22 protein-coding genes are annotated in these 17,446 nt (G+C 73.5%); 17 read left to right on the forward strand and 5 right to left on the reverse strand.

The genetic code is table 11. The features are described from left to right. Positions 1-54: 54 nt before the first annotated feature. On the reverse strand, positions 55-222 hold the full coding sequence (locus ACZ5D2_RS28445) for a hypothetical protein (protein WP_371678949.1): 168 nt from the start codon (positions 220-222) through the stop codon (positions 55-57). 222 nt (positions 223-444) lie between these two features. Between ACZ5D2_RS28445 and ACZ5D2_RS28450 the strand changes: the two genes are divergently transcribed. The 4 genes from ACZ5D2_RS28450 to ACZ5D2_RS28465 are packed head-to-tail and all read left to right on the forward strand — an operon-like array spanning position 445 to position 4,309. Beyond that, positions 445-1,767: an NYN domain-containing protein gene (locus ACZ5D2_RS28450; protein ID WP_371678950.1), complete on the forward strand. Its 1,323-nt coding sequence runs from the start codon at positions 445-447 to the stop codon at positions 1,765-1,767. Positions 1,768-1,795: 28 nt separating this feature from the next. After that, entirely contained in the window at positions 1,796-2,833 is a 1,038-nt protein-coding gene (locus ACZ5D2_RS28455; protein WP_371678951.1) for an ABC transporter ATP-binding protein, read from the forward strand. Next, a complete protein-coding gene (locus ACZ5D2_RS28460) occupies positions 2,830-3,615 on the forward strand; it encodes an ABC transporter permease (protein WP_266838551.1) in 786 nt (261 codons plus the stop codon). The genes ACZ5D2_RS28455 and ACZ5D2_RS28460 overlap by 4 nt, the downstream gene beginning before the upstream one ends. Positions 3,616-3,643: 28 nt before the next feature. Then, positions 3,644-4,309: a hypothetical protein gene (locus ACZ5D2_RS28465; protein ID WP_371678952.1), complete on the forward strand. Its 666-nt coding sequence runs from the start codon at positions 3,644-3,646 to the stop codon at positions 4,307-4,309. 47 nt (positions 4,310-4,356) lie between these two features. On the opposite strand, the gene ybaK is transcribed toward ACZ5D2_RS28465, so the two are convergent. The 3 genes from ybaK to ACZ5D2_RS28480 are packed head-to-tail and all read right to left on the reverse strand — an operon-like array spanning position 4,357 to position 7,223. Next, positions 4,357-4,854 (reverse strand): Cys-tRNA(Pro) deacylase, encoded by a 498-nt coding sequence (gene ybaK / locus ACZ5D2_RS28470; protein ID WP_371678953.1) that lies wholly within the window; start codon positions 4,852-4,854, stop codon positions 4,357-4,359. Positions 4,855-4,858: 4 nt separating this feature from the next. Further along, complete coding sequence (locus ACZ5D2_RS28475) at positions 4,859-5,599, reverse strand: LON peptidase substrate-binding domain-containing protein (protein ID WP_371678954.1); 741 nt, start codon at positions 5,597-5,599, stop codon at positions 4,859-4,861. 34 nt (positions 5,600-5,633) lie between these two features. Then, positions 5,634-7,223 (reverse strand): oxidoreductase, encoded by a 1,590-nt coding sequence (locus ACZ5D2_RS28480; RefSeq protein WP_468933164.1) that lies wholly within the window; start codon positions 7,221-7,223, stop codon positions 5,634-5,636. Between the two features lie 124 nt (positions 7,224-7,347). Here ACZ5D2_RS28480 and hisD point away from each other — a divergent pair, with 124 nt between their 5' ends. Genes hisD through hisF form a run of 8 tightly spaced genes read left to right on the forward strand, consistent with a single transcriptional unit; the run spans position 7,348 to position 13,034 of the window. After that, a complete protein-coding gene (gene hisD / locus ACZ5D2_RS28485; protein ID WP_468933168.1) occupies positions 7,348-8,670 on the forward strand; it encodes a histidinol dehydrogenase in 1,323 nt (440 codons plus the stop codon). Continuing rightward, positions 8,649-9,776 (forward strand): histidinol-phosphate transaminase, encoded by a 1,128-nt coding sequence (locus ACZ5D2_RS28490; RefSeq protein WP_371678957.1) that lies wholly within the window; start codon positions 8,649-8,651, stop codon positions 9,774-9,776. Before hisD ends, ACZ5D2_RS28490 begins: the two co-directional genes overlap by 22 nt. Beyond that, positions 9,773-10,366, forward strand: coding sequence for an imidazoleglycerol-phosphate dehydratase HisB (gene hisB / locus ACZ5D2_RS28495; protein WP_048480319.1), 594 nt, complete (start codon positions 9,773-9,775; stop codon positions 10,364-10,366). The genes ACZ5D2_RS28490 and hisB overlap by 4 nt, the downstream gene beginning before the upstream one ends. A 2-nt stretch (positions 10,367-10,368) precedes the next feature. Then, a complete protein-coding gene (locus tag ACZ5D2_RS28500) occupies positions 10,369-10,536 on the forward strand; it encodes a hypothetical protein (RefSeq protein ID WP_266838544.1) in 168 nt (55 codons plus the stop codon). Further along, on the forward strand, positions 10,527-11,174 hold the full coding sequence (gene hisH / locus ACZ5D2_RS28505) for an imidazole glycerol phosphate synthase subunit HisH (protein WP_371681302.1): 648 nt from the start codon (positions 10,527-10,529) through the stop codon (positions 11,172-11,174). Before ACZ5D2_RS28500 ends, hisH begins: the two co-directional genes overlap by 10 nt. After that, positions 11,174-11,899, forward strand: a complete 726-nt coding sequence (priA, locus tag ACZ5D2_RS28510; RefSeq protein ID WP_371678958.1) for a bifunctional 1-(5-phosphoribosyl)-5-((5-phosphoribosylamino)methylideneamino)imidazole-4-carboxamide isomerase/phosphoribosylanthranilate isomerase PriA — start codon at positions 11,174-11,176, stop codon at positions 11,897-11,899. Before hisH ends, priA begins: the two co-directional genes overlap by 1 nt. Further along, positions 11,896-12,282, forward strand: a complete 387-nt coding sequence (locus ACZ5D2_RS28515) for a RidA family protein (protein ID WP_371678959.1) — start codon at positions 11,896-11,898, stop codon at positions 12,280-12,282. Before priA ends, ACZ5D2_RS28515 begins: the two co-directional genes overlap by 4 nt. Then, positions 12,279-13,034 carry an imidazole glycerol phosphate synthase subunit HisF gene (gene hisF, locus ACZ5D2_RS28520; protein WP_468933174.1) on the forward strand — a complete coding sequence of 252 codons (756 nt, stop codon included), beginning with the start codon at positions 12,279-12,281 and terminating at the stop codon, positions 13,032-13,034. The genes ACZ5D2_RS28515 and hisF overlap by 4 nt, the downstream gene beginning before the upstream one ends. 52 nt (positions 13,035-13,086) lie before the next feature. On the opposite strand, the gene ACZ5D2_RS28525 is transcribed toward hisF, so the two are convergent. Further along, positions 13,087-13,719 (reverse strand): TIGR03085 family metal-binding protein, encoded by a 633-nt coding sequence (locus ACZ5D2_RS28525; protein WP_371678961.1) that lies wholly within the window; start codon positions 13,717-13,719, stop codon positions 13,087-13,089. Positions 13,720-13,803: 84 nt separating this feature from the next. Here ACZ5D2_RS28525 and hisI point away from each other — a divergent pair, with 84 nt between their 5' ends. The 5 genes from hisI (at position 13,804) to ACZ5D2_RS28550 (ending at position 17,269) form a co-directional block, all read left to right on the forward strand. Next, the gene (gene hisI / locus ACZ5D2_RS28530) at positions 13,804-14,169 is read left to right on the forward strand and encodes a phosphoribosyl-AMP cyclohydrolase (RefSeq protein WP_371678962.1); all 366 of its coding nucleotides are present in this window, start codon (positions 13,804-13,806) and stop codon (positions 14,167-14,169) included. Positions 14,170-14,188: 19 nt separating this feature from the next. Continuing rightward, complete coding sequence (locus tag ACZ5D2_RS28535) at positions 14,189-15,679, forward strand: anthranilate synthase component I (RefSeq protein WP_371678963.1); 1,491 nt, start codon at positions 14,189-14,191, stop codon at positions 15,677-15,679. Between the two features lie 14 nt (positions 15,680-15,693). Next, complete coding sequence (locus ACZ5D2_RS28540) at positions 15,694-16,341, forward strand: TIGR02234 family membrane protein (RefSeq protein WP_371678964.1); 648 nt, start codon at positions 15,694-15,696, stop codon at positions 16,339-16,341. A 92-nt stretch (positions 16,342-16,433) separates the two neighbouring features. Beyond that, positions 16,434-16,685: an HGxxPAAW family protein gene (locus tag ACZ5D2_RS28545; protein ID WP_266838535.1), complete on the forward strand. Its 252-nt coding sequence runs from the start codon at positions 16,434-16,436 to the stop codon at positions 16,683-16,685. Positions 16,686-16,747: 62 nt separating this feature from the next. Further along, complete coding sequence (locus tag ACZ5D2_RS28550; RefSeq protein WP_371678965.1) at positions 16,748-17,269, forward strand: DUF2752 domain-containing protein; 522 nt, start codon at positions 16,748-16,750, stop codon at positions 17,267-17,269. Positions 17,270-17,446: the final 177 nt, after the last annotated feature.

The raw sequence follows: 17,446 nt of genomic DNA on the forward strand, positions 1-17,446 counted from the left end.
CGAGGGCGCGCCCGGAACTCCGGGCGCGCCCTCGCTCGTACCTGGGCGGCGGCGTCAGTTGTGGCCGAAGCGCTTCTGCTTGCCCTTGTGGGCCATGTCCAGCGGGCTCGGCGACTGGGAGGAGCGCTCGTCCGGGGAGGACTCCATCGACGCCTTCGACGGATCCTGCGCCGATCGGGGCTGCTGCTTGGCCGGCTGCTTCTGGTTCTTGTTCTTGGCCATGGGATGCCTCCGTGGGGGGTGTAGGGGCCAGGGCCGCCTTCACACTCACACACCAGCACAACCCACGCATTTTGGATCATTACTGCGCGTAGTGGAGCCCCTCGTCCGGCCCGCCGGGAGATCCGCCACGCCGATGATCGAGTTCCGGCCGTCAACACCCTTGCGGTCGGGCAGACTCGGGGAAAACCTAACGAGTACCCCCTGGGAACCCCACGGAAGAGGGTGGAACGCGTGGACCGCTGCGTCGTCCTGGTGGACGCCGGATACCTGCTCGGCGCCGCCGCGAGCCTCCTCGCCGGAGAGCCCTCCCGCTCCCGCATCACCGTCGACCACACCGCCCTCATCCAGGGCCTGCGCGAGCGGGCCGAGGCCGACACCGAGCAGCCCCTCCTGCGGATCTACTGGTTCGACGGGGCTCCCGACCGGGTGCCGCAGCCCGAACACCGCCGGCTGCGCGTCATGCCCCGGGTCACCGTCCGCCTCGGCGCCCTGACCCGCAGCGACGGCCGCTGGGCGCAGAAGGGCGTGGACGCCGCCATGCACGCCGAACTCACCGAACTCGCCCGCAACCGGGCCTGCTCCGACGTGGTCCTGGTGACCGGCGACGGCGACCTGCTCCCCGGGCTGATGTCCGCCAAGGAGCACGGGGTCGCCGTCCACCTGTGGGCCGTCCAGGCCGCCGACGGGGACTACAACCAGTCCGAGGACCTCGTCGCCGAAGCCGACGAACGCCGCGTCCTGGACCGGGCCTGGATCACCCGGGCCGTCCGCGCCCGCGACCTGGCCGGGCTCTGCCCCCCGCCGCCCGCCCCGCGCCCCGAGATCGCCGCGATCCTCTCCGCGCCCCTGCCCGAGGCGGCCCTCGCCGAAGCCGCCCGCAACGGCAACGGCAACGGCGCCGCGGCCACCACCGACCGGGAAGCCCCCGGGAACCCCCCGAACGGAGCACCCGTACCGGCGCCCGCGACCGAGGGCGCCAAGCCCGTCCCCACCCCCAAGGACCTCGCCTCGCTGCGCGCCCCCGGCCCGGCCCCGGCCGACCGGCAGGTCCAGAGCGCCCCGGCCCCGGCCGGCAGCGCCCTGCGCTGGTCCTCCGACAGGGGCTGGATCGACCGGGCCGGGCCGCTCGGCGAACCGGCGGAGACCGCCTCGCTGCCCACCCTCGCCCAGCTCACCAGCGCCGAACAGCGCTGGGCGGACCGCGAGGAGGACATCACCACCGTCGGCGGCGACCCGTTCGAGGTCGGCCAGGTGTTCGCCCGGCGCTGGATGGAACGCCTCCCGGAGACCGTCCACCTGCAGAAACTCGCCACCATGTACCCGCGCGTCCCGCACCGGATCGACGGGGAGCTGCTCCGCTACGCCGCCCGGTTCGGACTCCTCGCGCACAAGGACGACCAGATCGACGAACACGACCGCTACGCCATCCGCGCCGGGTTCTGGCGCGAGATCGACGTCCGCGCGGCGGCCGAGCACGTCGGCGCCGCACCGGGCACGGCGGGTGCCCCGGTGCCCTCCGGCCCGCCGACCCCGGCGGCCGAGTAGGGGCGGAAGCCGCGTAGGCTGCTCCCTCGTGAGTACGGGCACAGCACAGGCAGGGCACCCCACGGCAGCGGCCGCCGGAACGGCTTCCGACGTGGTCTGCGCGGTGCGTGACCTGGTCAAGACGTACCCGGCGGTGCGCGGCCGGCGCGGGGCCCCCGCCCTGCCCGAGACCCGGGCCAACGACGGGATCTCCCTGGAGGTCCGGCGCGGCGAGATCTTCGGCCTGCTCGGCCCCAACGGCGCCGGCAAGTCCACCCTGGTCCGCCAGCTGACCGGGCTGATGCGGCCCGACGAGGGCGCCGTCACCCTGCTCGGCCACGACCTCGTGCGCCACCCCGAGCGGGCCGCCCGCCTCCTGGCCTACCTCGGCCAGGAGTCCACCGCCCTCGACGAGCTCACCGTCTCCCTGGCCGCCGAGACCACCGGCCGGCTCCGCGGACTCGCCGCGCGCGACGCGCGGACCGCGCGGGACGAGGTGCTGGAGGAACTGGGGCTGACCGCGATCGCCGGACGCCCCCTGAAGAAGCTCTCCGGCGGCCAGCGCCGCCTCGCCTGCTTCGCAACGGCCCTGGTCGGCGAGCGGCCCGTGCTCGTCCTCGACGAGCCCACCACCGGCATGGACCCCGTCGCCCGGCGCGCCGTGTGGGCCGCCGTGGACCGGCGCCGCGAGCGCCACGGCGCCACCGTCCTGCTGGTCACCCACAACGTCATCGAGGCCGAGACGGTCCTCGACCGGGTCGCCGTCATCGACCAGGGCAAGGTCATCGCCTGCGACACCCCCGCCGGACTCAAGGCCCGCGTCTCCGACGAGGTCCGCCTGGAGCTGGTGTGGCGCACCGCCCCGCCGCTGGAGGTCCCCGAGGTCGCGGAGCTCGCCCCGCGGGCGGCCGAGTCCGGGCGGCGCTGGGTGCTGCGGCTGGGCCAGGACGAGGCCCGCGCCGCCGTCGCCGCCGTGACCGGCGGCCCGGCCTTCGCCGCCCTCGACGATTTCACGTTGGCCACGCCGAGCCTGGAGGACGTCTACCTCGCGCTGGGTGGACGGATGAAGGGTCTGGTCAAGTCGTGACCGACGTCGCTGCCGCGGTACCCGGGGTGCTTGCGCCCCGCGCCCGCTTCTTCCCCGCGCTCGCCGCCGTCTACCGGGCCCAGCTGTCCCGGGCACGCGTGGCGCGCATCCCGCTGCTGTTCGTGGCCACCTTCCAGTCCGTCGGGATCATGATTCTGATGCGGGGCGTGGTCGACGGGGGCGGCGGCTCCGAGGCGCGTGCCGTCGTCGCCGGCTCGTCCGTGCTGGTGGTCGCCTTCGTCGCGCTGAACCTGCTCGCGCAGTACTTCGGGCAGCTCCGGGCGAGCGGCGGGCTGGACCACTACGCCACCCTGCCGGTGCCGCCCGCCTCGGTGGTGCTGGGTGCGGCCGCCGCGTACGCCTCCTTCACCCTGCCGGGGACCCTGGTCACGGCCGTCTTCGGCTGCGTGCTGTTCGGGCTGCCGATGGGCGGGCTGTGGATCCTGGCCGCCGTGGTGCCGCTCGCCGGGGCCGCCCTCGCCGGGCTCGGCGCCGCGCTGGGGCTGCTCGCCCCGCGCCAGGAGCTGGCCACGCTGGCCGGGCAGCTGGGCATGTCGGCGGCGCTGCTGCTGGGGGTGCTGCCGCCGGAGCGGATGCCCGGCCCGGTCGTCTGGGCGCGGGACCTGCTGCCGTCCACCTACGGGGTGCAGGCCTTCGCGGAGACCTTCGCCCCGCACCCGCACTGGTCGGCGGTCGCCCTCGACCTCGGGGTGTGCGGGGCCGTCGGGCTGCTGTCCCTGACCGTCGCCACCTGGGCCTACCGGCGGGCGGCGGTCCGCTGACGCCGTCGCCGGGCGTACCTGGCACGATGTGGGGGTGACCGAAGCCGTGACGCCGCCGTCGTCTCCCTCCGACCTCCCCGACCTCCCGAAGCCGGAGGACGCCGTCACCCCGGCGGACATCCGTGACGGGGCCGCCGTCGCCCTCGTGGTGGGCGTGGCCGGGGTACTCCTCGGGCTGCTGTGGGTGTGGCTCGCGCCGCGCGTCCAGTACGTCTCCAACGGCGAGGCCGTCTTCCTGCGGGACACCGAGAGCGAGGCGCGGATCGGGGCCGACGGGACGTTCTTCCTGCTGGCGCTGGGGTTCGGGGTGCTGAGCGCGCTCGGCGTGTTCCTGTGGCGGCGGCGCGGGGGCGTACCCCTGGTGGTCGGGCTGGCCCTCGGGGCGGGCTTCGCCGCGCTGGTGGGGTGGCGGCTGGGGCTGTGGCTCGGACCGGGCTCCGACGTGCCGGCGGCCGCCGCGAAGGCCGGCAAGGGGGTGCCGTTCGACGCGCCGCTGCAGGTGCTGGCGTACGGGGTGCTGCTGGTGTGGCCGATGACGGCCGTCGCCGTCCACCTCGGGCTGACCGCCCTCTGGGGGCCGCGGGACCCGTCGCCGTCCACCGAGTCGTACGGCGCGTACCCGCCGGAACACCTCCACGCGGAGCCGTCCCCTCCGCACCTGTCCCCGTCGGAGCCTCCGCGCGCCGGTTCCTGACCCCCCGGCCTCCTCGCTTCCTGCGGGGAGACCGGTCCCACGAGGGGCTAAGGGCGGGCGATGGCGGCCAGTGTGGCCGTGGTCAGGGTGGTGAGGGCGGCGGGGGAGAGTTCGACCTCCAGGCCCCGGCGGCCCGCCGAGACGCAGATCGTGGGGTGCGCGGAGGCGGAAGCGTCCACCACCGTGCGCAGCCGCTTGCGCTGCCCCAGCGGGGAGATGCCGCCCCTGACGTAGCCCGTGGTGCGCTCCGCCAGCGCGGGGTCGGCCATCGCCGCCCGCTTCCCGCCCACCGCGCCCGCCAGGGCCTTCAGGTCCAGTGAGCCCGAGACCGGGACCACCGCCACCGTGAGGACCCCGTCGACGTCCGCGACGAGCGTCTTGAAGACCCGGTCCGGGGAGACGCCCATGGCCTCGGCGGCCTCCTCCCCGTAGGAGGGGTGGGCCGGGTCGTGCTCGTAGGCGTGCGTGGTGAAGTCGACCCCGGCCGCGGTCAGGGCGACGATCGCCGGAGTGCCCGCCGTCTGCTGCTTCTGCTTCTTCGCCATGCCTTCAGTTCGGGCTCGTCGGGGTGCGGGTCAGGTCCACCGCGGGCAGGGACGGGAGGTGCCGGATCACCGCGGTCTCGGCGCGCAGCAGCTTCAGCTCCTCCGCCAGGCGCGTCGCGGTGTCCGGGGCCTGAAGGAGGCGCTGCTTGGCCGGGATGTCCAGCACGGCGGCGGCCGCCACCAGGTAGGAGACCACCGAGGGCTCGTCCGGCAGGTCCGGCGTCGAGGCCAGGGTGCGCTCGCGGGCCCCGGCCAGGCGCTTCTGGTAGCTGCGGAAGGCCTGCAGGACCCCCTCCGAGAGGGCGCCCGCGCCCTCGCCCGCGTCCTCCGCGAGCTCCTCCAGCTCGGCGGCCAGGAACGGCCCCGACGCGTCGACCGACAGCAGCCGCACCCGGGTCGTGCCGGTGGCCAGCACCTCGAACGTGCCGTCCTCCCGCTCCCGGATCGTCGCCGCGTCCGCGATGCAGCCGACCCGGTGGAACGCCTGGATCGGGTCCGCGCCGAAGCCCGCCGCGGGACCCCGCGCGGGCAGCGCCGTCGGGTCGGGCAGACCGGGCGCGGTGGGGGCCACCTCCCGGCCGTCGCGGATCGCGACGACGGCGAACCGGCGCGGCTCGTCCTCCCCGGTCTTCAGCAGCTCGCGCATCATGGCGCGATACCGCTCCTCGAAGACGTTGAGCGGCAGCACGAGGCCCGGGAACAGAACCTGGTTCAGCGGGAAGAGGGGCAGGCGAACGGTGGTCACGAGGCACAGGGTAGTGGCCGGACGGCCCGGGCCGTCACCCCCGCCGCAGCAGCCGGGACGCGCCCGCGGCGACCGTCGTGGCCAGGATCCAGCCGAGCAGGACGAGGGCCGCCGCGGCCCACTGCCAGCCGCCCTGCACCTTCCACTGGCCCTCCTGACCGAGATCGATCACCGGCAGCAGCAGATCGAGCGCGTACAGGGCGGCGTTCCACTGCGGGTGCTCGTCCGCCTTGAGCGGTTCCGGACGGTGGCCGGAGAACAGCAGGGCGCCGGCCGCCCAGAGCACCGCCATCCACAGGGCCGCCCGCCCCGGCCGGTAGCCGTACACCACCGTCCAGTCCTGGAGGTACCCCCAGGCCCTGGCCGCGGGCGGCAGGGTGCTCCGGCGCCTCCGGTGCTTGGCGACCAGCACCTCGCGGGCGTCCGCGTCCTCCCCGCCGGCCCGCAGCACGGCCGCGAGCCGCTCGTAGGGCTCCGGGGAGTACTCGGGGGTGGCCGCCGCCACCCAGTCGAGGCGGCGGGCGAGCGGGAAGTGGCCCCGCGGGGCGAGGTTCTCGTAGACGAACCCCTCCATGGACAGGCGGCCGGGACCGGGCCAGCTCGTGGAGCGGTCGACCAGCTTGACCACCTTCGCCCCCGACACCACCACCCGGCCCCGCTGCGGCGCCTCGCCGACGAAGCGGAGCTCGGGGGTCTGGATCCGCCGGAGCGAGACCTCCTGGTCGGGCCGCAGGTCGAACCGGGCCCCGTAGAAGTCCACGGAGTCCCCGAAACGGCCGTCGTCCAGCCGCATCCCGCCCCCGCACTCGAAGCGCCGCTCCGGCCCGCCGCGCGTGGGGGTCTGGGCCCAGTCGTACGGGCGGGCCGGATCGGGAGCCTCGCGGGGCAGGCCCACGGAGGTCAGGTACAGGGTCCGCTCGACGGTCAGGGTCGGGGCGTTCAGCGCGCGCCGGCCGTACGGGTTGCGCAGCCGGGCCCCGCGCAGGCTCATCGAGGCGCCCACCTTCGCCCCGCGCAGGCTCACCTCCCCGTACGTCTCCACCATGTCGGCCTGGACGTCCTGCGCGACCGCCATCCCGTCGGCGGCGATCGCCCGCCCCCGGTTGTCCCGCTGGAAGACGGCCTGGCTGATCAGCAGGTCGGTGCCGATCTGGGCGTCGGTCAGCCGGATCCCCCGCGCCACCCGGCAGCGCGCCAGGTGCAGGTCCCCCTCGGTGTGCAGCCGGGCCGCCTCGATGCGGGGGACGGCACAGTTGTCCAGCCGCAGGGTGCCGAAGCGGGTCTCGGAGAGCTGGATCTCGCCGTCGAAGCGGCACGCCCGGATCTCGACGTACGGGGGCACCGTGCCGCCCGACAGGTCGAGGCGCCCGGTGATCTGCGCGCCGCGAAGCTTCAGGCATCCGACGCGCCCCGGGACGGGCTCGGGTCCGGCCAGCAGGAGCAGGGCGACGACCTCCGCCCGGACCCGGCGCTCGGGACCCCACTCCGCGTCGCCGTGCGGGTCGTCCAGCTCGGCCACCCGGGCACTGAGGTCGCAGACGGTGCCCGCCCGGAACGTCTGCCACATGAGGTGTTCGGCGTCGGTCAGGTCACCCGGTCGCCCGTCCACCTGCGTTTCGGTCATGGCAGCCCCCCCGCTGTCACGTGCGTGTACGGGAAACGCTAAGGGGGGCCCGTGACATCCGGGACGTGTATCAGCCAGTGATACGGGCGAACGGTGGCGGGAGCCGGTCTGAGAGAATTGGGAGGTGATCTCTCGTATCGACCTGCGCGGTGACGCCCTCCCCGAGGGTGGCGCCCTGCGCGATCTGCTGCCCCGTGCCGAGTTCGACGTGGAAGCCGCACTGGAGAAAGTGCGGCCCATCTGCGAGGACGTCCATCATCGTGGCACGGCGGCGCTGATCGAGTACGCGCGGAAGTTCGACGGGGTGGAGCTGGAGCGGGTCAGGGTGCCCGCCGAGGCGCTGAAGGCCGCCCTCGACGAGCTGGACCCGGCCGTCCGCGCCGCCCTGGAGGAGTCCATCCGGCGCGCCCGGATCGTGCACCGCAACCAGCGCCGCACCGAGCACACCACCCAGGTGGTCCCCGGCGGCACCGTGACCGAGAAGTGGGTGCCGGTCGAGCGCGTGGGCCTGTACGCCCCGGGCGGCCGCTCCGTGTACCCGTCCTCCGTCGTGATGAACGTCGTACCGGCCCAGGAGGCGGGCGTCGAGTCGATCGCGCTCGCGTCCCCGCCGCAGAGGGAGTTCGGCGGCCTGCCGCACCCGACGATCCTCGCCGCGTGCGCGCTGCTCGGCGTGGACGAGGTGTACGCGGCCGGCGGCGCCGTCGCCGTCGCGATGTTCGCGTACGGCACGGAGGACTGCCTCCCGGTCAACATGGTCACCGGCCCCGGCAACATCTGGGTCGCCGCCGCCAAGCGCTACTTCACCGGGAAGATCGGCATCGACACCGAGGCCGGCCCCACCGAGATCGCGGTCCTCGCGGACTCCACGGCCGATCCGGTCCACGTCGCCGCCGACCTGATCAGCCAGGCCGAGCACGACCCGCTGGCCGCCGCCGTGCTCGTCACGGACTCCGAGGAGCTCGCGGCCGCCGTCGAGAAGGAGCTGGAGCCGCAGGTCGCGGCCACCAAGCACGTCGAGGACCGGATCAAGCCCGCCCTCGCGGGCAAGCAGTCCGCGATCGTCCTGGTCGACAGCCTGGAGGACGGCCTCAAGGTCGTCGACGCGTACGGCGCCGAGCACCTGGAGATCCAGACCGCCGACGCCGCCTCGTGGGCCGCCCGCGTCCGCAACGCCGGGGCTGTCTTCGTCGGCCCCTGGGCACCGGTCTCCCTCGGCGACTACTGCGCCGGCTCGAACCACGTGCTGCCCACCGGCGGCTGCGCCTGCCACTCCTCCGGCCTGTCCGTGCAGTCCTTCCTGCGCGGCATCCACATCGTCGACTACACGCGGGACGCCCTCGCCGAGGTCACCCACCACGTGGTGACCCTCGCCGAGGCCGAGGACCTGCCCGCGCACGGCGCGGCCCTCAAGGCCCGCTTCGGATGGAAGGTGCCCACCCAGTGAGTTTCGGGATCGACGACCTCCCCATCCGGGACGAACTGCGCGGAAAGACCCCGTACGGCGCCCCCCAGCTCGACGTGCCCGTCCAGCTGAACACCAACGAGAACCCGTACGAGCTCCCCGAGGAGCTGGTCCGGCGCATCGCCGAGCGGGTGGCCGACGCCGCCCGCACCCTCAACCGCTACCCCGACCGCGACGCGGTCGAGCTGCGCACGGAACTGGCCGCCTACCTCACCCGTACCGGCAAGCACCCCGTCGCCAGGGAGAACGTCTGGGCCGCCAACGGCTCCAACGAGGTCATCCAGCAGCTGCTCCAGACCTTCGGCGGCCCCGGGCGCACCGCGATCGGCTTCGAGCCCTCGTACTCGATGCACGCGCTGATCGCCCGCGGCACGGGCACGGGCTGGATCTCCGGTCCGCGCCGGGACGACTTCACCATCGACCTGGCCGCCGCCGAGCAGGCCATCGCTTCGAGCGCCCCCGACGTCGTCTTCATCACCTCGCCCAACAACCCCACCGGCACCGCGGTCGAGGCCGAGACGGTCCTCGCCCTCTACGAGGCCGCGCAGGCAGCCAAGCCGTCCCTGGTCGTCGTGGACGAGGCGTACGTGGAGTTCAGCCACCGCGACTCGCTCCTGCCGCTGATCGAGGGCCGCCCCAACCTGGTGGTCTCCCGGACCATGTCCAAGGCCTTCGGCGCCGCCGGCCTGCGCCTGGGCTACCTGGCCGCGCACCCCGCGGTGGTCGACGCCGTCCAGCTGGTGCGCCTGCCGTACCACCTGTCGGCCGTCACCCAGGCGACCGCGCTGGCCGCCCTGGAGCACACCGACACCCTGCTCGGCTACGTCGAGCAGCTCAAGGCCGAACGGGACCGCCTCGTCACCGAGCTGCGGGCCATCGGCTACGAGGTCACCGAGTCCGACGCGAACTTCATCCAGTTCGGGAAGTTCGACGACTCGCACACCGCCTGGCAGAAGATCCTCGACCAGGGCGTCCTGGTCCGGGACAACGGCGTACCGGGCTGGCTGCGGGTCTCCGCCGGCACCCCGGCCGAGAACGACGCGTTCCTGGAAGCGGTTCGCGCACTGAAGAAGGAGCAGCAGGCATGAGCCGCATCGGACGGGTCGAACGGACCACGAAGGAGACCTCGGTCCTCGTCGAGATAAACCTCGACGGCACCGGCAAGGTCGACGTCTCGACCGGCGTGGGCTTCTACGACCACATGCTCGACCAGCTGGGTCGCCACGGACTCTTCGACCTCACCGTCAAGACCGACGGCGACCTGCACATCGACAGCCACCACACCATCGAGGACACCGCCCTCGCGCTCGGCGCCGCCTTCAGGCAGGCCCTCGGCGACAAGGTCGGCATCTACCGCTTCGGCAACTGCACCGTGCCGCTCGACGAGTCCCTGGCCCAGGTGACCGTCGACCTGTCCGGCCGCCCGTACCTCGTGCACACCGAGCCCGAGAACATGGCGCCGATGATCGGCGAGTACGACACGACGATGACCCGGCACATCTTCGAGTCCTTCGTGGCGCAGGCCCAGATCGCCCTGCACATCCACGTCCCGTACGGCCGCAACGCCCACCACATCGTGGAGTGCCAGTTCAAGGCCCTGGCCCGGGCCCTGCGCTACGCCGCGGAGTTCGACCCGCGCGCCGCCGGGATCCTGCCCTCCACGAAGGGCGCCCTCTAGCCGTGAACGGCCTCAACACCATCCTGATCGTCCTCGGCCTGTTCCTGGCCGGGGGCGTCTACTCCTTCCAGAAGCAGAAGATGCCCAAGTCGGTGATCATTCTGCTCGCCCTCGGCTCCGTGATGTGCCTCGCGGCCGGAGTCCTGCGAATCCAAGGAATCTGGGAATGAGCGCAGCAAAGAACATCGTCGTCTTCGACTACGGCTTCGGCAACGTCCGCTCCGCCGAGCGGGCCCTCGCCCGCGTCGGCGCCGACGTCGAGATCACCCGCGACTACGACAAGGCGATGGACGCCGACGGCCTCCTGGTCCCCGGCGTGGGCGCCTTCTCGGCCTGCATGCAGGGCCTCAAGGACGCCCGCGGCGACTGGATCATCGGCCGCCGCCTCTCCGGCGGCCGCCCGGTCATGGGCATCTGCGTCGGCATGCAGATCCTCTTCGAGCGCGGCATCGAGCACGGGGTGGAGACCGAGGGCCTCGACGAGTGGCCCGGCACGGTCGGCCCGCTCAAGGCCCCCGTCGTCCCCCACATGGGCTGGAACACCGTGGACGCGCCCGCCGACAGCCAGGCCTTCGCCGGGCTCGACGCCGACGCCCGCTTCTACTTCGTCCACTCCTACGCGGCGCACGACTGGAGCCTGGAGGTCACCAACCCGGCCATCCGCGCGCCCAAGGTCACCTGGGCCACCCACGGCCGTCCCTTCGTCGCGGCCGTGGAGAACGGAGCCCTGTGGGCCACCCAGTTCCACCCCGAGAAGTCCGGTGACACCGGTGCCCAGCTGCTCACCAACTGGATCGAGACCCTCTGATGAAGACGCTTGAGCTCCTCCCCGCGGTCGACGTCCGCGACGGCCAGGCCGTGCGCCTCGTCCACGGCGTCTCCGGCAGCGAGACCTCCTACGGCTCCCCGCTGGAGGCGGCCCTCGCCTGGCAGCGCTCCGGCGCCGAATGGCTGCACCTCGTCGACCTGGACGCCGCCTTCGGCACCGGTGACAACCGCGCCCTGGTCGCCGGGATCACCCGCGCCATGGACATCAAGGTCGAGCTGTCCGGCGGCATCCGCGACGACGCCACGCTCGCCGCGGCCCTCGCCACCGGCTGCACCCGCGTGAACCTCGGCACCGCCGCCCTGGAGACCCCGGAGTGGGCCGCCAGGGCCATCGCCGAGCACGGCGACAAGATCGCCATCGGACTGGACGTGCGCGGCACCACCCTCAAGGGCCGCGGCTGGACCAGCGAGGGCGGCGACCTCTACGAGACCCTCGCCCGCCTGGACTCCGAGGGCTGTGCCCGCTACGTCGTCACCGACATCGGCAAGGACGGCACCCTCACCGGCCCCAACCTGGAGCTGCTGAAGAACGTCTGCGCCGCCACCGACCGCCCCGTCGTCGCCTCCGGCGGCATCTCCTCCCTGGACGACCTGCGCGCGCTCTCCGCGCTGGTCCCCGAGGGCGTCGAGGGCGCGATCGTCGGCAAGGCCCTGTACGCCAAGGCCTTCACCCTGGAAGAAGCCCTGAAGGTGGTCTCCGCATGAGCTCCGCAGACGTACGCCGCATCTCCTCCGGCGGCCCCTACGAGGACGTCATCGGCTACTCGCGCGCCGTCGCCCTCCCCAACGGCCTCGTCCTCGTCTCCGGCTGCACCGCGGCCGACGGGGGCGGCCCGTACGACCAGGCCGTCAAGGCCTTCGAGGTCGCCTTCAAGGCGCTCGCCGAGGCCGGGCTCGGCCCCGACGACGTCGTCCGCACCCGGATGTACCTCACGCACGCCCGGGACGTGGACGAGGTGGGCCGCGCCCACAAGGCCCTCTTCGACACCGTCCGCCCCGCCGCCTCGATGATCATCGTCTCCGGCTTCGTCGACCCGTCGATGGTCGTCGAGGTGGAGGTCGAGGCGTACAAGGCGGTGGCCGGATGAGCCTCGCCGTACGCGTGATCCCCTGCCTGGACGTGGACAACGGCCGGGTCGTCAAGGGCGTCAACTTCCAGAACCTGCGCGATGCCGGCGACCCGGTGGAGATGGCCAAGCTGTACGACGCCGAAGGCGCCGACGAGCTGACCTTCCTGGACATCACCGCCTCCTCCGGCAACCGCGAGACCACCTACGACGTGGTCCGCCGCACCGCCGAGCAGGTCTTCATCCCCCTGACGGTGGGAGGCGGCGTCCGCACGGCGGACGACGTCGACAAGCTGCTGCGGGCCGGCGCGGACAAGGTGGGCGTGAACACGGCCGCCATCGCGCGCCCGGAGCTGATCCAGGAGATCGCGGAACGCTTCGGCCGGCAGGTCCTGGTGCTGTCCGTCGACGCCCGCCGCACGGCCTCCGGCTCCTTCGAGGTCACCACCCACGGCGGCCGCCGGGGCACCGGCATCGACGCCGTCGAGTGGGCCCACCGGGCCGCCGAACTCGGCGCCGGGGAGATCCTGCTCAACTCGATGGACGCCGACGGCACGAAGGACGGCTACGACACCGAGATGATCGCGGCGGTCCGCAGGCACGTCACGATCCCGGTGATCGCCTCCGGCGGCGCCGGCAGACTGGAGCACTTCCCGCCGGCCATCGAGGCGGGTGCCGACGCGGTGCTCGCGGCCTCGGTGTTCCACTTCGGCGACCTGCGGATCGCCGAGGTCAAGTCCGCCCTCCGCGAAGCGGGCCACCCGGTCCGCTGATCCCCCCCCGTGCCCCGCCGCCCGATCGCCGGCGGGGCCGGGTCCGGCGGAGTCAGATGCCCAGTTGCGCCCGCGTCAGGCGGGACACCGCTTCCTTCTCGCCCTCCAGTTCCACCGCCGCCGCGTCCTGCCGCCCGAAGCAGAACAGCGTCAGTTCGCCCGGTTCCCCGGTGACCGTCACCACCGGCACCCCCTTGTGCGCCACCGCCGTCCGCCCGTCCGGGCGCCGCAGGACCAGCCCGACCGGGGAGCGCCGGCCGGTGAGGCGGGCCAGTTTCTCCAGGCGGGACCAGAGCGCGTCCGAGAACACCGGGTCCAGCGCCCGCGGCGACCAGTCCGGCTGCGCCCGCCGCACGTCCTCCGCGTGGACGTAGAACTCCACCGCGTTGGCGGCCTCGTCGATCTGCTTCAGCGCGTACACCGACATCCGGGGCGGCCCCGTCCGGATCAGCTGGATGAGCTCCTCGTACGGCTTGGCCGCGTACTCCGCCATCGCCCGGTCCAGGCGGGCCTTGAGCGCGTTCAGCAGCAGGCCGCCCGCCGCGTCCGGGCGCCGCTCCCGGACCACCACGTGCGCCGCGAGCTCCCGCGCCCGCCAGCCTTCGCACAGCGTCGGCGCCTCCGGCCCGGCCGCCTCCAACAGGTCCGCCAGCAGCAGGCGTTCACGCTTCGCATGGGTAGACATGCGCGACAGCCTACGGCCGGATACCGCCCCGCGCGTGCTCATCAGGCGGACAGTGATCCGTTCCGGCCCCGATCACGCGGCACAATGGCCCGCATGAGTACGTCCTCACTCGATCCCGCCATCGCCGCCCGCCTCAAGCGCTCCGCGGACGGTCTGGTACCGGCCATCGCCCAGCAGTACGACACCGGCGAGGTGCTCATGCTCGGCTGGATGGACGACGAGGCCCTGCACCGGACCCTGACCACCGGCCGCTGCACCTACTGGTCCCGCAGCCGCCGGGAGTACTGGGTCAAGGGGGACACTTCCGGCCACGTCCAGCACGTGAAGTCGGTGGCCCTCGACTGCGACGCGGACACCCTGCTCGTCAAGGTCGACCAGGTCGGCGCCGCCTGCCACACCGGCGCCCGCACGTGTTTCGACGCCGATGTCCTTCCGCTGGCCGCCGAATAGCTAGGTAGGTTCCCCCGCCATGGATCTTGAGACGTTTCGCAAGCTCGCGGCCGACCGCCGCGTCATCCCCGTGAGCCGCCGACTCCTGGCCGACGGGGACACCCCCGTCGGGCTCTACCGGAAGCTGGCAGCCGAACGCCCGGGCACCTTCCTCCTCGAATCCGCCGAGAACGGCCGCTCCTGGTCCCGCTACTCCTTCGTCGGCGTCCGCAGCGCCTCCACCCTGACCGTCAAGGACGGCCAGGCGCACTGGATCGGCACCCCGCCCGTCGGCGTCCCCACGGACGGCGACCCGCTGCAGGCGCTGCGCGCCACCGTCGAGGCCCTGCACACCCCCCGCGACCTCGCGGGCGGGATGCCCCCCTTCACCGGCGGCATGGTCGGCTACCTGGGCTACGACATCGTCCGCCGGCTGGAGCGCATCGGCGAGCACACCTCCGACGACCTGCGGCTCCCCGAGCTCACCATGCTGCTCACCTCCGACCTGGCGGTCCTCGACCACTGGGACGGCACGGTCCTGCTGATCGCCAACGCGATCAACCACAACGCGCTCGACACCGGCGCCGACGAGGCCTACGCGGACGCCGTCGCCCGCCTCGACGCCATGGAGGCGGACCTCGCCCGGCCCGCGCCCTACGTACCGGCCCCGCTCCCGGAGTCCGAGCTGCCCGCCTTCGAGGCGCTCTGGGGCGGAGAGCAGTTCCAGGCCGCCGTCGAGGACGTCAAGGAGCGCATCCGGGCCGGCGAGGCCTTCCAGGTGGTGCCCTCGCAGCGGTTCGAGACCCCCTGCAGCGCCTCCGCACTGGACGTGTACCGCGTCCTGCGGGCCACGAACCCGTCCCCGTACATGTACCTCTTCCGCTTCGAGAACGGCTTCGACGTGGTCGGGTCCAGCCCCGAGGCGCTGGTCAAGGTCGAGGACGGGCGGGCCATGGTCCACCCCATCGCCGGCACCCGGCACCGCGGCGCGACCCCGCAGCGGGACAACGAGCTCGCCGAGGAGCTGCTGGCCGACCCCAAGGAGCGCGCCGAGCACCTGATGCTCGTCGACCTCGGGCGCAACGACCTGGGCCGGGTCTGCGAGCCGGGCTCGGTCGAGGTCGTGGACTTCATGAGCATCGAGCGCTACTCGCACGTCATGCACATCGTCTCCACCGTCACCGGGCGGGTCGCGGAGGGCAAGACCGCCTTCGACGTGCTCACCGCCTGCTTCCCGGCCGGCACCCTCTCGGGCGCCCCCAAGCCGCGCGCCATGCAGATCATCGAGGAGCTGGAGCCCTCCCGCCGGGGCCTCTACGGCGGGTGCGTCGGCTACCTCGACTTCGCGGGCGACTCCGACACGGCGATCGCCATCCGCACCGCGCTGCTGCGCGACGGGACGGCGTACGTGCAGGCCGGAGCGGGTGTGGTCGCGGATTCGGTACCGGAGCTGGAGGACCTGGAGTGCCGCAACAAGGCGGCCGCCGTGCTCCGCGCCGTGGGAGCGGCGAACCGCCTCCACCACGGCTGAGGGCGTAGGGGATAGTGGGGTACGTGAGTGCCGTACCCCCACCCCCCGCCGCCCCCGCCGACGCCGAGGCCCCCGAGGCCGGGAGCGCCCGCCGCAGCGTGGCCGTCGCCCTGCTGCTCGGCGCGCTCGGCGCCACCGTCGTCCTGCTCGCCTCCGGCCGCGTCTGGGCCCGGGGCAGCGCCGCCGTGGGAGGCGGCTCGCTCCCGCTGACGGCGGACGGGCGGGCCGTCACGGGCCTGCCCGCGGCCCTGGCCATCGTCGGCCTCGCGGCCTTGGTGGCGGTGTTCGCCGTACGGGGCCGCGGGCGGCTGCTGGTGTCCGTCCTGCTCGCGCTGAGCGGCCTCGGCGGGGCGCTGTCCGCGGTGGCCGCCGCCGACGACCACCGGGCGCTCGACGAACGGGCCGTCACCGCCACGGCCGACACCGCCGCCCGGGCGGCCGAACTGACCCATACGGCCTGGCCGTACATCACGGCCGCGGGCGCGGTCCTGATCCTGCTCGCCGGGCTCCTCGCGGTCCGCTTCGGCCGTGGCTGGCCCGCCATGGGCGGCCGCTACGAGCGCGACGGCAGCCCGCGCCACAGGACTCCCGCGGCGGTGGACCCGGACCGGCCGGAGGACCTGTGGAAGGCTCTGGACCGGGGCGAGGACCCCACCCACTAAGCCCCACCCAGTGGAGAATCCGCACGCCCCGTGCGGGACAATGACAGTGAGCGTGCGTACCGCACGTGCGACAGAGCAACGAGGAGCAACTCATGGCGGGCACGAGCCACGGACACACCCCGGCCGCCTGGACCGGTGTCATCATCGCCTTCATCGGTTTCTGCGTCTCCGGCGCCTTCATGGTGCTGGCGAACCCGCTCGGGTTCTGGGCGGGTCTCGTCGTCGTCGCGCTCGGCGGAGTCGTCGGTCTCGCGATGCGGGCCGCGGGCATGGGCGCGCCGAAGGCCGCCCACCGCGACCTCGCCGAGGTCATCGCCGCCAACCGCGTTCCCGCCAAGGTCTGAGCGCGGTTCCCGCGGATCCCGCGGTTCGAAAGGCGCGGCCCGGTCGGGCTGCGCCTTTTGTCATGACCGGAGAGAATCAGCGGGTGGACGCCTCTCGCACCCCCGCCGCCCCCGCTCCCGCCGCCCCGCCCGGCGGGTCCGGGCCCCGGTGGCCCGTACCGCCCGAGCCGTCGCCCGCGGCGGTGCCGCGGGTCCGGCGGGCCGTCGCGCCGGTGCTCACCCTGGCCGGGGCCGTGGCCGCCTTCGCGTACGTGGGCACCGTGGACCCGAACGAGCCCGGTCACTACCCGGTGTGCCCGCTGCTGCGGCTGACCGGGATCCTGTGTCCGGGCTGCGGCGGGCTGCGCAGCGCGCACGCCTTCGCCCAGGGGGACCTCGCCGCGGCGCTCGGCGCCAATGCCGTGGCCGTCGCGGGCTACTTCGTCTTCGCCGGTTTCCTGGCCTTGTGGCTGGTGCGGGCCTTCGGCGGCCGTCCGGCGCCGCGGATCGCGCTGCGGCCGGCGTACTGGTGGGGGATCGGCGCGCTGGTGCTGCTCTTCTCGATCGTCCGAAATCTCCCGTTTGGTTCCGCTCTCGCCCCGTGAAGCGCGGCGCCCCTTGCGGGGAGCCATGGGAATGCCATATTCCGACTGTCCAGTCAATGGGAAACCGCGAAGTCAGTGCAGAGCGCGTAGAGAGCTGCGGATACCATTTGAGTGCTGACCTTGCAGTGGAACGTGTCTGCAAGGCGGCCGACCGTCATCAACCCGGAAGGGGGCCGC

This window comes from Streptomyces sp. NPDC031479 (assembly GCF_055581065.1).

Bases quoted from the DNA above. Each gene is read 5' to 3' on its own strand.
- ACZ5D2_RS28515 (WP_371678959.1), top strand. From the start codon at position 11,896: ATGAGCTCCGCAGACGTACGCCGCATCTCCTCCGGCGGCCCCTACGAG.
- ACZ5D2_RS28535 (WP_371678963.1), top strand. From the start codon at position 14,189: ATGGATCTTGAGACGTTTCGCAAGCTCGCGGCCGACCGCCGCGTCATC.
- ACZ5D2_RS28525 (WP_371678961.1), bottom strand. From the start codon at position 13,719: ATGTCTACCCATGCGAAGCGTGAACGCCTGCTGCTGGCGGACCTGTTG.
- ACZ5D2_RS28545 (WP_266838535.1), top strand. From the start codon at position 16,434: ATGGCGGGCACGAGCCACGGACACACCCCGGCCGCCTGGACCGGTGTC.
- ACZ5D2_RS28480 (WP_468933164.1), bottom strand. From the start codon at position 7,223: ATGACCGAAACGCAGGTGGACGGGCGACCGGGTGACCTGACCGACGCC.
- ybaK (WP_371678953.1), bottom strand. From the start codon at position 4,854: ATGGCGAAGAAGCAGAAGCAGCAGACGGCGGGCACTCCGGCGATCGTC.
- ACZ5D2_RS28550 (WP_371678965.1), top strand. From the start codon at position 16,748: ATGACCGGAGAGAATCAGCGGGTGGACGCCTCTCGCACCCCCGCCGCC.
- ACZ5D2_RS28490 (WP_371678957.1), top strand. From the start codon at position 8,649: ATGGAAGGTGCCCACCCAGTGAGTTTCGGGATCGACGACCTCCCCATC.
- hisF (WP_468933174.1), top strand. From the start codon at position 12,279: ATGAGCCTCGCCGTACGCGTGATCCCCTGCCTGGACGTGGACAACGGC.
- priA (WP_371678958.1), top strand. From the start codon at position 11,174: ATGAAGACGCTTGAGCTCCTCCCCGCGGTCGACGTCCGCGACGGCCAG.
- hisI (WP_371678962.1), top strand. From the start codon at position 13,804: ATGGCCCGCATGAGTACGTCCTCACTCGATCCCGCCATCGCCGCCCGC.
- hisB (WP_048480319.1), top strand. From the start codon at position 9,773: ATGAGCCGCATCGGACGGGTCGAACGGACCACGAAGGAGACCTCGGTC.
- ACZ5D2_RS28445 (WP_371678949.1), bottom strand. From the start codon at position 222: ATGGCCAAGAACAAGAACCAGAAGCAGCCGGCCAAGCAGCAGCCCCGA.